12 protein-coding genes are annotated in these 12,067 nt (G+C 56.6%); 7 read left to right on the top strand and 5 right to left on the bottom strand.

Annotated features, from left to right (window positions below):
* The first annotated feature begins 7 nt into the window (after positions 1-7).
* Entirely contained in the window at positions 8-916 is a 909-nt protein-coding gene (locus BM029_RS00060) for an NAD(P)-dependent oxidoreductase (protein ID WP_092431439.1), read from the top strand.
* A 47-nt stretch (positions 917-963) separates the two neighbouring features.
* On the opposite strand, the gene BM029_RS00055 is transcribed toward BM029_RS00060, so the two are convergent.
* Positions 964-1,833 carry an amidohydrolase family protein gene (locus tag BM029_RS00055; protein WP_092431433.1) on the bottom strand — a complete coding sequence of 290 codons (870 nt, stop codon included), beginning with the start codon at positions 1,831-1,833 and terminating at the stop codon, positions 964-966.
* A gap of 147 nt (positions 1,834-1,980) precedes the next feature.
* Between BM029_RS00055 and BM029_RS00050 the strand changes: the two genes are divergently transcribed.
* Entirely contained in the window at positions 1,981-2,904 is a 924-nt protein-coding gene (locus tag BM029_RS00050) for a LysR family transcriptional regulator (protein WP_092431427.1), read from the top strand.
* 12 nt (positions 2,905-2,916) lie between these two features.
* Here BM029_RS00050 and BM029_RS00045 read toward each other — a convergent pair whose 3' ends face one another.
* Both BM029_RS00045 and dctA read right to left on the bottom strand, forming a co-directional pair.
* On the bottom strand, positions 2,917-3,960 hold the full coding sequence (locus BM029_RS00045; protein ID WP_092431424.1) for a porin: 1,044 nt from the start codon (positions 3,958-3,960) through the stop codon (positions 2,917-2,919).
* A gap of 96 nt (positions 3,961-4,056) precedes the next feature.
* Positions 4,057-5,358, bottom strand: a complete 1,302-nt coding sequence (gene dctA / locus BM029_RS00040; RefSeq protein WP_092431422.1) for a C4-dicarboxylate transporter DctA — start codon at positions 5,356-5,358, stop codon at positions 4,057-4,059.
* Positions 5,359-5,801: 443 nt separating this feature from the next.
* Here dctA and BM029_RS00035 point away from each other — a divergent pair, with 443 nt between their 5' ends.
* From BM029_RS00035 to BM029_RS00025, 3 genes are all read left to right on the top strand, one after another.
* Entirely contained in the window at positions 5,802-6,536 is a 735-nt protein-coding gene (locus BM029_RS00035; RefSeq protein WP_092431419.1) for a GntR family transcriptional regulator, read from the top strand.
* An 86-nt stretch (positions 6,537-6,622) separates the two neighbouring features.
* Positions 6,623-7,912: an MFS transporter gene (locus tag BM029_RS00030; protein WP_092431416.1), complete on the top strand. Its 1,290-nt coding sequence runs from the start codon at positions 6,623-6,625 to the stop codon at positions 7,910-7,912.
* Between the two features lie 162 nt (positions 7,913-8,074).
* Entirely contained in the window at positions 8,075-8,872 is a 798-nt protein-coding gene (locus BM029_RS00025; protein ID WP_092431414.1) for an amidohydrolase family protein, read from the top strand.
* A 497-nt stretch (positions 8,873-9,369) separates the two neighbouring features.
* On the opposite strand, the gene BM029_RS00020 is transcribed toward BM029_RS00025, so the two are convergent.
* Entirely contained in the window at positions 9,370-9,921 is a 552-nt protein-coding gene (locus BM029_RS00020; RefSeq protein WP_092431412.1) for a TetR/AcrR family transcriptional regulator, read from the bottom strand.
* A 133-nt stretch (positions 9,922-10,054) separates the two neighbouring features.
* Here BM029_RS00020 and BM029_RS00015 point away from each other — a divergent pair, with 133 nt between their 5' ends.
* Entirely contained in the window at positions 10,055-10,486 is a 432-nt protein-coding gene (locus BM029_RS00015) for a VOC family protein (RefSeq protein ID WP_092431409.1), read from the top strand.
* 194 nt (positions 10,487-10,680) lie between these two features.
* Here the strand turns inward: BM029_RS00015 and BM029_RS00010 are convergent, their stop codons facing one another.
* Entirely contained in the window at positions 10,681-11,721 is a 1,041-nt protein-coding gene (locus BM029_RS00010; RefSeq protein ID WP_211482419.1) for a hypothetical protein, read from the bottom strand.
* A 145-nt stretch (positions 11,722-11,866) separates the two neighbouring features.
* Here BM029_RS00010 and BM029_RS00005 point away from each other — a divergent pair.
* The coding region (locus tag BM029_RS00005; RefSeq protein ID WP_139217158.1) for a transposase at positions 11,867-12,067 on the top strand (201 nt) is incomplete at its 3' end.

Genomic DNA, 12,067 nt, shown 5'->3' with positions numbered 1-12,067 from the left:
GACAACCATGGAAACTATCCGTATCGGCATACTGGGCTATGGTGAAGTCGGCCGCATATTTGCCGCAGGTTTGCAGTCAGCATCTGGTGTCGGAGCGCTAACGGCCTGGGATCGCAAGCTGACAGATCCGGCCAGTGCCGACGCTGACGTATTGCGGTCGGCTGCTGGCCACGCTGGTGTGACGCTGGGCGACGGCATCGTTACCCTGTGCGACCAGGCCACGCTGATCATTTCCGCCGTCACCGCCTCCAGTACGCTAGAGGTAGCGCAGCAGGCGGCGCTGCACATAAGGCCTGGCAGCATGTTTCTGGATTTGAACTCGGCTTCGCCCGGCACCAAGCAGCAGGCAGCCGCCGTCATCGAGGCGGCGGGTGCCCACTATGTGGAGGCCGGCGTCATGACGTCCGTGCCCCCATATGGGATCGCGGTACCGATGCTGCTGGGCGGCGCGCAGGCCGAAACACTGGCGCAGACCTTGCGCGGCTGGGGCATGAACGTGCAACCGGTTGCGCAGCGGATCGGCGTGGCATCGGCGGTCAAGATGTGTCGCAGCATCATGATCAAGGGTCTGGAGGCTCTGGTGATCGAAAGCTATGCCACTGCACGGCACTATGGCGTCGAGCAGTTGGTGCTACCGACGCTGGCCGAGACTTTTCCGCAGATCGACTGGTCTGCGCAGGGTGCGTATTTTTTCAGCCGCGTAGTCCAGCATGGCAAGCGGCGCGCCGAGGAAATGCGCGAAGCGGCACGCACCGTGCGCGAGGCCGGTGTAGTACCGCTGATGGCATCTGCCATCGCAGACAAACAGGATTGGATGGCTACCCTTGCCGCGCAAGGCTTGTTTGCGGACATCTTTCCCAAGGCGCCGTGGCAGAACTATGCAGACCGGCTGCTGGCGCAGTTCAGCCCCGATTGAAAATCGGTATCGCAAGGCATCGCCGTGCGGCGATGCCTTACCTCCAACTACTCGAAACCGTACAAGCGTGCCGGATTATCGACCAGGATTTGCTGCTGGATCGCGGCATCTTCCGTGTAGGCGTAAAACAGGTCGACCAACTCACCGTCGTTCGGCATGTCCTTTGAAATGTTCGGATGCGGCCAGTCGGTACCCCACAACAGGCGCTCCGGCGCGGTGGCGATCAGTGCTTGCGCAAACGGAATCGCATCGGCGAACGGCCTCGTGCCGGCCGACACACGCTCGGCGCCACAGATCTTCACCCAGGCCAGCGGATTGTCGCGCATCAGTTGCAGTAGCAGCTGAAACGGCTTTTGTTCCAGACCCTGCTCCGCTTTCACGCGCCCCATGTGGTCAATAATGAAGGGGACGTCGATCTTGCGAAGCAGATCCTGGTGGTCGAGCAAGTTTTCTGCGTCAAGGTGCAGCACGACGTGCCAGCCTAACGGCGCGATGCGACGTACCATGGTGTCGATGACGGCGAGGTCTGGCACGCCGCCCAGATGCTTGACGAAATTGTAGCGGATGCCGCGAATGCCGCCGACATGCAGATCGGCCAATGCGCTGTCGCTGATACTCGCTTCGACGTTGGCCACGCCGCGATAGGCGCCGTTGCTGGAGGCGATGGCATCCAGCGTGACTGTATTGTCGGTGCCGTGACAGCTGGCGTGCACGATGACGGCGCGCGATACGCCTAAGTGCGCATGCAGTTCGCGCAACATGGCCACCGGTGCATCGGACGGCGTATAGGTACGGTCGGCGGCGTACGGAAATACCGCAGCCGGGCCGAACACGTGGCAGTGTGCGTCGCAGGCACCGGGAGGCAGAACGTGCTTGGGTTTGACGGGATTAGGGTCCGGAGGCAAACAGGATTTCATGGAGCGGCTTCCTTTGATGTGTAAGTCCATCGGCGCCCGCTGCAGGTGCTGCGGGCCATCGTTAGATCGATTGTGCCCACTGCTACGGAGCTATACAATGGCAATACCAGACTACCTAATATGCGGTTTTCACATAACGGGCTCGCTATGAATCTCGATCAGCTGGAGGCATTTGTACACGTTGCCGAACTAAATAGCTTTACCCGGGCGTCGGCTATCCTTGGGCGCAATCAGCCGGCCCTGAGCCGTCTGGTGCGGCAACTGGAAGTGGATCTACGGCAAAATCTGTTGTGGCGCAACGGCCGCGGCGTGGCGCTCACCGAAGCCGGCAAGGTGCTGCTGGAATACAGCAAGGGCATCCTGCATCAAGTGGACAGCGCCAAGCACGCGCTAAATAATTTGCAGGGGACGCTGGATGGGCAATTCAAGATCGGGCTGGCGCCCAGCGTCTCGCGCTTTGCCACGCTGGCTCTGGTGCGCAGCTTCCAGAAGCAGTTTCCCCAGGCCCGTATCACGGTTTCGGAAGGCTTGTCGACCAATCTAGCCGAATGGCTGATGATGGGTCGCATCGATGCGGCGATCCTGTATGACACCGCTGATACGCCGCTAGTGGACAAGCGCCCATTGTTCACTGAAGAACTATTTTTGATCAGCAAATTGGGCGCACCGACGCCATCGTCGATACGGGTCAAGGATCTGGTGCGATACCCGCTCATCATACCGGGCCGGCCGCACGCCATCCGCACGCTAGTGGAAAGCCAGGCGGCCGAGCGCAACATCAAGCTCAACATTACGCTTGAAGTCGATGCCGTGCCGTCCGTGCTGGACCTGGTGCATGAGGCTTATGGCCACGCGGTGCTGCCGCTAAATGCCATCATCGCCGACCCGATGCAGCGCCAGTTCCGCATCACGCGCATCGAGGATCCGGTGATTCACAGCAGGCTGGCGATCGCCACCAGCAACCAACATCCGATGTCGAAGCTGGCTACGCTGGCAGTGCAGATGCTGGAAAGTGAAATCTTGCCGCTGTATCAGGCTCGCCAGAAGAACATCGACGACTATCTGTCCTGAACGGCCGCAGCCTCAGAACAGATGCCGGATGCCAAGTGCGTAGCTATTGCCGACCTCGTGGCCGGCGACGTGATCGTACAGATAATTGACGTAGATGTCGGTACGGCGCGACAGAAAGTAATCGTAGCCAAGTCCGGCCGTATTGCGAATCCCGGTAGCGGCCTTGGGATTGTCGACGTTAGTGCGAGCCCAGGAAAACTGCAAGGAGCTGGTTGTCGTGACCGGGACCGAGACGCCAGCCTGGTAGGTGTGCGACTTGATCGCGGTCACCGCGCTGTCGGTGGCCTGGGCCGAGCCGTACAGCTTCACGGGACCGAAGTCGTAGCTGAAGCCAGTCAGATAAGCGTACTGTCCGGTCGACGGCGCCACCGCGCTGCTACGGAAGCGTTGCGCGGACAGCACAGCAGCCAACGGCCCGTGCTGGTAGCGCAGGTGCAATCCGTAGTTGCTGACAGCACTGTCGCCCGCCACCTCGCCCGGTGCATAGATGGCCGTTACGCTCAGGTCACCCATCTGCGGCGTGACATACTGGATTGCGTTGTTCCATACCGTGTCGCCGATGATGGTGTTGTTGAACGACGCCACATAGGACTGCACCACAAGCGGCGAAAACACCACCGACGCTTGAAATGGATTGACGATCTGCATCGACGCGTAAAACGGCGACATCATGCGTCCGAGCGTCAGTTGACCAAAATCGCCCTTCAGGCCGACCCAGCCGCTGCGCGAGAATCCAGTCGGATCGCTGGCGTTGCGGCCGGCACCGCCGGTATCGGGCTGGAAAAAAGACTCCAACTGGAAGATGGCACTCAGCCCGTTGCCCAGATCTTCGCCGCCGCGGAAGCCCCAGTAGGATGTGTTCAGCCCGCCGGAGCCGATCTGCACAGTGCGAGCAACGTTGTCGCTGCGTTTCATGCTGCCGACATAGGTGCCGATCAGACCGTAGACCTGCACCTGATCTTCTGCAGCCGCATCGGCCGCGATACCGCTGCCGCATCCGGCCAGCAGCAAACCCACGACCAGCCGGCCGACAGCGCGTTGTTCAACATAGTACATATTCAGTCTCCTTTAATTTTTATTAAATTTTCTGGCCGAGCGCTATCCTGGCCGGTCCAGCCTGGTTGGTCATACTGGGGAATGTCAGACTAAGGGTTAGGCGGATTCTCGATTCAGCACGCGATGCATTTTTTCCGTATCGAGCGCACCTTCCCATTTCGAAATGGCGATGGTCGCCACTGCGTTGCCGATCAGGTTGGTCGGCGTCAGTCCTTCAGACAGAAGGCGGTGCACGCCGAGGATCAGCGCCACGCTGGCAACCGGGATGCCGCCCACCGTCGATAGCGTCGCAGCCAGCACCACGAAAGCGGCGCCGGCGACACCGGCTGCTCCCTTGGAAGTCAGCAACAACACGGCCAGCAGCACCAATTGCTGGTACAGGTCCAGCGGCGTATTGGTGGCCTGCGCCAAAAACACGGTGACGGTGGCGAGATACAGGCAGGTACCGTCAAGATTGAACGAGTAGCCAGTCGGGATGATCAACCCCACGACGCTGGGCTTACATCCCAGGTTTTCCAGCTTGATCAGGGTACGCGGCAGCACGACTTCGGATGACGTGGTCGCCAGGCAGACCAGGATTTCCTCGCGCAGATAACGCATCAGCTTGAAAAGGCTGAAACCGCACAAGCGCGACACCGGCCCCAGCACTCCAAAGATGAAAATCAGGCAGGTGACATAGAAACAGGCTAGCAAATTACCCAGCGACAGCAGCGCGCCTGCGCCGTATTTGCCGACGGTGAAGGCGATCGCGCCGAATGCTCCCAACGGCGCCGCCCACATCACGATGCCCACCGCGCCGAACAGCATCTTCGAGGCCACTTCCAGCACCGCGATCATTGGCTTGCCGTAGTCGCCCAGCTTGATCAGCGCGCTGCCCAGGATCACCGAAACCAGCAACACCTGCAAAATCTGGCCCTCCGCCAGCGAGCCGACCAAGGTCGAGGGGATGATATTCATCAGAAACGGAATCATGCCATGCTCATGCGTCTGCCCGACATAGCCCTTGATACTGCTGGTGTCCAGCTGGGAGGCGTTGATGTTCATACCGGCACCCGGCTGCCACAGGTTGACTACCACCAGCGCCACGATCAGGGCCAGCGTGGTCATCACTTCGAAATAGATCAATCCCTTGATGGCCACCCGGCCGACACGTGCCATATCGTCCATCTTGGCGATGCCGAGAATCACGGTACAGAAAATGATGGGGGCAATCAGCATGCGGATCAGCTTGATGAAACCGTCGCCCAGCGGTTGCAGGCTGGTACCGGCGCTCGGGTAGAAATGACCGATTGCGATACCGAGCGCCATGGCGATCAGCACCTGTATCCAAAGCTGCTTGTACCAGCGGCGTGGGGCGGGCAGCACCGGAACATCGGTACTTGACGTGGTTATTGCCATTGCTATTGTCTCCTGATTTCTTCGGGCTGCGGCAGACAGGCTGCTACAGGGGCGCTCTACGGATGAAGCGTGACGGGCTGCATGCGCGGGTGCGGATCGCTGCTGGCTCCGGCGGTAACTGATCAAAATGCAAGTCACCGGATTTCATTCTGGCATAGCCCCGGAAACATACAATACCAATATCTCACTAGCTGTTATGCACATACTGAATAACGAGGAGACGTCGGGCATGCCCTTGCCATGGAAACCGATAGTTGTGCAGCGAGTTGGCCGGCGATGACTGCGACAGTGCGAGATGATGGCGCGTCCTGGAGGTTAGGACAGTAGCGAGGACCTTCAATCACAGGAACACCCATTACCGCCATCTGTAAATCACCTTGACATCGGCAATTTGGTAGCGTAAAAAGTCAATTATAAATTCATATATATGACTAGAGGATTGAATGAATTACGCAATCTCCCATGATCAACGTCTTCCCTTGTACCAACGCCTGCACGATGAACTTGCGGCACGAATCGCGGATCAGCACTGGCGACCCGGCGAAGCAATTCCTACTGAGAGCGAGCTGGTAAAGCAGTTCGAGGCGTCGATTGGCACCGTACGCAAAGCCATCGACATGCTGGTGGCCGAAGGGATGCTGGAGCGCTTTCAAGGTAAGGGCACATTCGTGCGGCGCGCCCGTTTCGATTCTTCGCTATTCCGCTTTTTCCGCTTTCAGAACGAAGCTGGCGAACGGCGCATTCCAGAGGGACGCATCCTGCGCCGCGAAGTCATGGAGGCTCCCACCGCAGTTGCGGCGGCACTGCGGCTGGCGCCAGGCGCGGAAGTCATTCATTTCTCGCGACTGCGTTTACTTGATCAGAAGCCGTTGCTCGCGGAGTCGATCTGGTTGCCAAAGGAAAAATTCTCCGCCTTGCTGGAAATCGATACATCGGAATTCGGCGATTTACTGTATCCGCTGTACGAAGAGCGCTGCGGCCAGATAATCGCTTTAGCCGAAGAAACCCTCGTCGCCGAGGCGGTAAACGACTTGTATGCCCGTCTGCTGCAACTGCAACCCGGCGCACCTGTAATCGTGGTGGAACGGTTGGCGCTGGGCTATGACCGCCAACCGCTCGAGTGGCGCCGTTCGCGCGGGCCGGCCGATCACTTCCGCTATCACGTAGAAATCCGCTGAGGGCGATCAACGCTAAACGCATTGAATCATTAACAAGGTGGGTGTCAACGTAACTCCCGCCTACCGACATCTATAGGAGATAGGCAATGTTTAATTGGTACCGGGAAATCACTCCCACTGAACGCAAGACATTCTGGGGTTGTTTTAGCGGCTGGGCGCTTGATGCGCTTGACGTGCAAATGTTCAGCCTCGCTATTCCAGCGTTGATCGCCGCCTTCAGTCTCAACAAAGCAGAGGCCGGCTTGATCAGCGGTGTAACCTTGGTGGCATCAGCGTTAGGCGGCTGGGTTATGGGCGCGGCGTCCGACCGCATCGGCCGGGTACGTGCACTGCAACTGACCATCGTCTGGTTCTCGTTGTTTACTCTGCTGTCAGCGTTTGCCCAAAGCTTCAATCAATTGCTGGTGCTGAAAGCACTGCAAGGCTTCGGTTTCGGCGGTGAATGGGCCGCCGGCGCGGTGTTGATGGCCGAGATAATACGCCCGGAGCACCGTGGCAAGGCGATGGGCATGGTGCAAAGCGCCTGGGCCGTAGGCTGGGCCGGATCGGTATTGCTATATTCGACCCTGTTCCTGCTGCTGTCGCCAGATATGGCTTGGCGGGTGATGTTCGGCATTGGCATCCTGCCGGCCTTCCTGATCATCTACATCCGGCGCAACATTCCCGAACCGGCGACTTTCGTTATGGCACAAAAGAAAAACAAGACGGACAAAGCCAGCTATAGCGAGCTGTTTGCCATCTTCAAGCCTGACATGCTACGTATGACGCTGATCGGCGCTTTGATCGGCGTGGGAGCACACGGCGGCTACTATGCCTTGATGACCTGGCTGCCGACCTTCCTCAAGACCGAGCGTCACCTGTCTGTACTCGGCACCAGTGGTTATCTGGCAGTGATTATTGTTGCTTTCTGGTGCGGGTGCATGGTCAGCGCCTATCTACTTGACCGCATTGGCCGTCGGCTCAACCTGATCCTGTTTTCGGGGTGCTGCGTGATAACTGTGCTCGCCTACGTATTTCTACCGCTCGGTAATACTGCGATGCTATTCCTCGGCTTTCCGTTGGGCTTCTTCGCTGCTGGCATCCCAGCAAGCCTGGGCGCTTTGTTCAACGAACTATATCCGAGCGGTGTGCGTGGCACCGGCGTGGGTTTCTGCTACAACTTCGGCCGTATCGTCTCGGCTGGATTTCCAATACTGGTTGGTCACATGAGCAGCAAGATGTCGCTCGGGACAGCCATTGGTATCGACGCGGCGCTTGCTTATTCGCTTGTAGTGCTGGCTGTGTTGGCGTTGCCGGAGACACGCGGTAAAAATCTGAACGAAGACGCGCCTGTCACCGAAAATCTAGCCAGAACGGAAACCAAGGCGCGCGCCTGATTTGTCATGAATCCTGCTGTCATCGAAAAGCGAGCCGTGTGCATGGCAGGTTACCGATGACAAGAGAAAAACGGAACGAGAAATCCAATATGGACCAACGCGAATTCAATACCAGACTAGGCTTCTATTGCAAAGCAAGATAAGGAAGGGAAGTGAGCTACTGTGGACACTCATGCCCATATTTTTAAACGAGGACTGACACTCGCGAATGTGCGACGGTATGCACCCAACCACGACGCACCTTTGGAAACTTATCTCGCTACGCTTGACCAGCACGGCATCGCCCGCGGGATCCTGGTGCAACCTAGTTTTCTAGGTACGGACAATAGCTTCATGCTGGCTGCCCTGCGTCAGGTTCCTGCTCGTCTGCGCGGTATCGCCGTAGTCGATCCGACTATCTCCTCCGTTGAATTAGACGCTCTTAATGTGGCCGGTGTAGTTGGCGTGCGGCTAAATTTGGTCGGCGCGCCGTTGCCGGATTTTTCAAGCTGCGTTTGGTCGGATTTTCTCAAACACGTTGCTCGGCTGGGTTGGCAAGTGGAGCTGCATCGCGAGGCACGTGACCTTCCGCTAATTCTGCCACCACTATTGCGTTCCGGCGTGAACGTAGTGGTCGACCACTTCGGCCGGCCTGACCCGACATTGGGCGTAAACGATCTTGGCTTTCGCTACTTGCTCGATACCGCCGCCAGCCGGCGCGTATGGGTAAAACTGTCAGCCGCCTATCGCAATGGAGCTAATGGCGCCGGTGAGCAGACTGCACTGGCTGCGATTCCGCTACTTCGTAATGCTTTCGGGGCGGAGCGTCTGATGTGGGGCAGCGACTGGCCGCACACTCAATTCGAAAAGAGCACCAATTACGATCAAGTCCGAACGTTGCTTGACAGCTGGCTGCCCGATCCTGAAGAGCGCCGCGTAGTTCTGGTAGATACGCCGTCTGATCTGTTCCGTTTTCTTTAGCCGGTACATGGTCAGCGGATCGCTCTTGGTCAGATAACAGCCTCTAGCTGGCCTTACGGCGCTTACAGCGGATCATCTGGAGACAGATGACCGAGAAAACCATCAAGACATGGCGATGCATTCCGTTCGGTTTGGAACATCGAAAATAAGAAACCGACACACAGCGCAGGAGACGATTGTCGCGATGCGCGTATCTGCGCTCCGTCGCCCTTATTGCACAGGCTTCTGCTTTTCCGATGCTTTAGCTTCCATTGCAGCAATTCGCCTATTGCTGGCCTCAACAAATGTCTGGAGGTAGTCGATTGAGTCTGATACACGTTCTGACCGCTGCCCTTGCCGCGTCCGCAACTACGCCTATTGATGTACTTTATAAATGCTGTAGTTGCATTAAAAAAAGGGCGGATAGGCCGATGATCTAGTATTGCGTGCTTTGGACTGGCCGCTACAGACTGCTTCTTGCCGATGACGGTCTTTCCAGGCTGCGCGCTCAATGTCGGCTAATCCAACGCTGCAAGGACACTATTCCGTGCATGGAGCAGAACAGCTTTGATCTCGCCTGGGGAAACCTCTGCAAAACCGAGCCCGCTGAGCAGAAAAATACCTTCAACAGCCAGCAGTGCGTGACGGACTTCAGCAACCTCACCATGTTCTGATCGAAACGGATCGAGCAGTGCGCGATAAAAGTGTCGCACCGGCCCTAGCATGTCGGGGGCATGCACGAGTGCCGTTACGAGGAAAGCCGCCATTTTCGTCGACGCGTCGTCCTCGGCCAGTGCTTCCTCGATATGAGCGAGCGCCAATTGAATCGGCCCAGCTGGTCCGCTGCCGAGTCGCCGACGCACTGCCTCCTGAAAACGGTCGAGCTCTCGTTCTAATGCAGCGAGTATCAATACATCCTTAGTCGCAAAGGTATAGACGAGACCGCCCTTGCTAATTCCCGCACGCTCTGCGACGGCATCGAGCGTGAAATTTCGGCCGCCAGATTCGAGGATGACAGCCTCGGCAGCATCCAAGACCCTGTCTCTGTCGATTACTTTCTTTCGTGTCACAACAACTCCTTGCTTTTTCGACTAGCCAGTCGGATAATATATTCGACTGGCCAGTCAGATTAGCACGACGTTGCTTACGTAACAAGTTTGATTTTCTGTTGGCCCTCTCACGGACTTTATGAAAGGATTTGAAATGGAAGATTTTTTGCCTGCCGCTGCACTCGGTCACTTTGTTATGAAAGTGCAAAATATCGAGGAAAGTTATCAGTTTTATGTTGGTTTAGGTCTGCGCGCATTCGACAAATTTCCCGGACTGGCGATCGTTGAGCTGCGCGGTGGTACACATTTACTGCTATTTCAAAAGGACGATAGCCAGAGTCGCACTTTGCAGAATAGTCATGTCGGACAACGACCAGATTTTGGCGGCGAAAAAATAGACCTGATGATCGCTGGGCGCACAAAAGCAGATCTGGAACTCTACAGGATCGGCCTGATCGACAAAGGATATTCGCCTTCCGTTATCCCAGATGACGACCTATATGGCCATCATTATTTCTCAATACAAGATCCTGATGGCAATGGTGTCAGTTTCTACACCAACCACTGCAGCGACAAGCCCGTTTGAACTCTCAGCTGATCAACAGAAGCGATGGGCACCACGCAGCAACGTCAAAGGCGCCCGTGTCTCTAATTGCAGAAGCACAGCGCGGTCATACTTCCCTCTTCATGCAAAGCGTGGTCTTATAATTCGCGATAAATATCGCGTTTTCGCTGTATTTGGAGGAGCGGTCATGGATCAGGGAAAGTCGAGCAATACGGTCATCTGTGCTCTCTGCAAGACGAGGTGACGGACGGCACGGTCTCAGCGACCTCATCGGGCGCCTCGTGTGGTGCGTCGTCATTAGTCGAGTAATCTGGATGACTGTGCCAATCGCAAGCGCCGCAACTCAAGAAGTAATCGCCGTCCAGTCCGATGTCGACGTCGAAGTGCGAGCGAATATCGCGAGACTTGCAGGCGGGACAGGTTTCTGTTCCGCCGACACGCTGGCGCTCCAAGAGCATTATGAAATGCCCAATCACGGTCTCACACGAACCGATGGCAATCGCTGCGGCTGTCTTGTCTGCGCTGCGAGAGTGCGTGAGCCAGTTTGCGAGCTGCCATGCCTCTTTGGCTGTGTTTTTGAGATGCTGGCGTAACTCCTTGTTGCTACCACCTCCACACAATTGATTCATTAGTACATCAGTCCAAACGATGAAATTGGCTGCTTGGGGTTGCTCAACTTCTGGGGGGATTTCCGTGCGTCTACGTAAGGCAGCAACGACTGAAACTAGGGCTTCTCGGAGCAACATGCCGACGGATTGATAGTCTTCAGCCTCCACTGCGCTCTCGAACCTACCCTGCGCCTGCTCTTGCCTGCGGATCACCTCATCAAACGGGGTTGGATCATTGCCATCGAGTGAGCTCGAGCGGCTGCGAACCCGCATCATCAGCCCGATATGAAACGATAGGGTGTAGTCGAGACTCGGGAAGTGCTTCTGCGAGTAGAGGTTAGTCGGGTGGGTGATAACCCACCAGCGATCTTGGTCTGTCGTTACATCCCAAATGTCGTACGGTTCGCCAATGACGATTTCTCGTTTGATGCGTTCGACGTGCTGCACCGTCTCGTCCCGCGCCTGCGAATGGACATAGTCAGCTATGTCTTGTTCCGAGAAGGGATCACGCTCGACGCTGTATCGTCCGAGTAGTTCGGGAGGAATGGGGTGCATTGGAGGAAGAACGCACTCACCTGAAGAATCTTCTTTATCAATTTTGTTCATAGCTGCTTCTTTAAAAGAATGCCCGAGCTGATTTCTTGTCATCTTACAGCGTCCGCTTCTGGCCCAGAGTGTGTAAAAACGCGGCCGTCCTTGGGAATCATATTTTCACCGTTTTTCGGCCATCCGTGTAAACGTAATTAATCCCAAGACGTTATTTGGCTATGTCATCAAACGGCGGGGTAGCTAGATGAAGCGCTTTATCCAAGGAGAACATCGCACGCAAGGAACGCTGCTCCCCGAGCATTTGGATGACTACATCACCGAACAGAATCCAGTGCGCGTCGTCGATGTGTTCGTCGACGAACTGGACCTGGCCAAGCTCGGATTTGGTGGCGTCGTTCCATCGGAAACTGGCAGGCCTTCGTATCATCCTGCAATGCTCTTAAAG

This window comes from Collimonas sp. OK607 (assembly GCF_900111995.1).
Classification (GTDB): Bacteria; Pseudomonadota; Gammaproteobacteria; order Burkholderiales; family Burkholderiaceae_D; genus Collimonas.
This window is presented reverse-complemented; position numbering and strand designations above follow the sequence as displayed.

What these genes read in the sequence shown, in the direction of transcription:
- BM029_RS00060 (WP_092431439.1), top strand. Translation starts at nt 8, where the DNA reads ATGGAAACTATCCGTATCGGCATACTGGGCTATGGTGAAGTCGGCCGC.
- BM029_RS00055 (WP_092431433.1), bottom strand. Translation starts at nt 1,833, where the DNA reads ATGAAATCCTGTTTGCCTCCGGACCCTAATCCCGTCAAACCCAAGCAC.
- BM029_RS00050 (WP_092431427.1), top strand. Translation starts at nt 1,981, where the DNA reads ATGAATCTCGATCAGCTGGAGGCATTTGTACACGTTGCCGAACTAAAT.
- BM029_RS00045 (WP_092431424.1), bottom strand. Translation starts at nt 3,960, where the DNA reads ATGTACTATGTTGAACAACGCGCTGTCGGCCGGCTGGTCGTGGGTTTG.
- dctA (WP_092431422.1), bottom strand. Translation starts at nt 5,358, where the DNA reads ATGGCAATAACCACGTCAAGTACCGATGTTCCGGTGCTGCCCGCCCCA.
- BM029_RS00035 (WP_092431419.1), top strand. Translation starts at nt 5,802, where the DNA reads ATGAATTACGCAATCTCCCATGATCAACGTCTTCCCTTGTACCAACGC.
- BM029_RS00030 (WP_092431416.1), top strand. Translation starts at nt 6,623, where the DNA reads ATGTTTAATTGGTACCGGGAAATCACTCCCACTGAACGCAAGACATTC.
- BM029_RS00015 (WP_092431409.1), top strand. Translation starts at nt 10,055, where the DNA reads ATGGAAGATTTTTTGCCTGCCGCTGCACTCGGTCACTTTGTTATGAAA.
- BM029_RS00010 (WP_211482419.1), bottom strand. Translation starts at nt 11,721, where the DNA reads ATGACAAGAAATCAGCTCGGGCATTCTTTTAAAGAAGCAGCTATGAAC.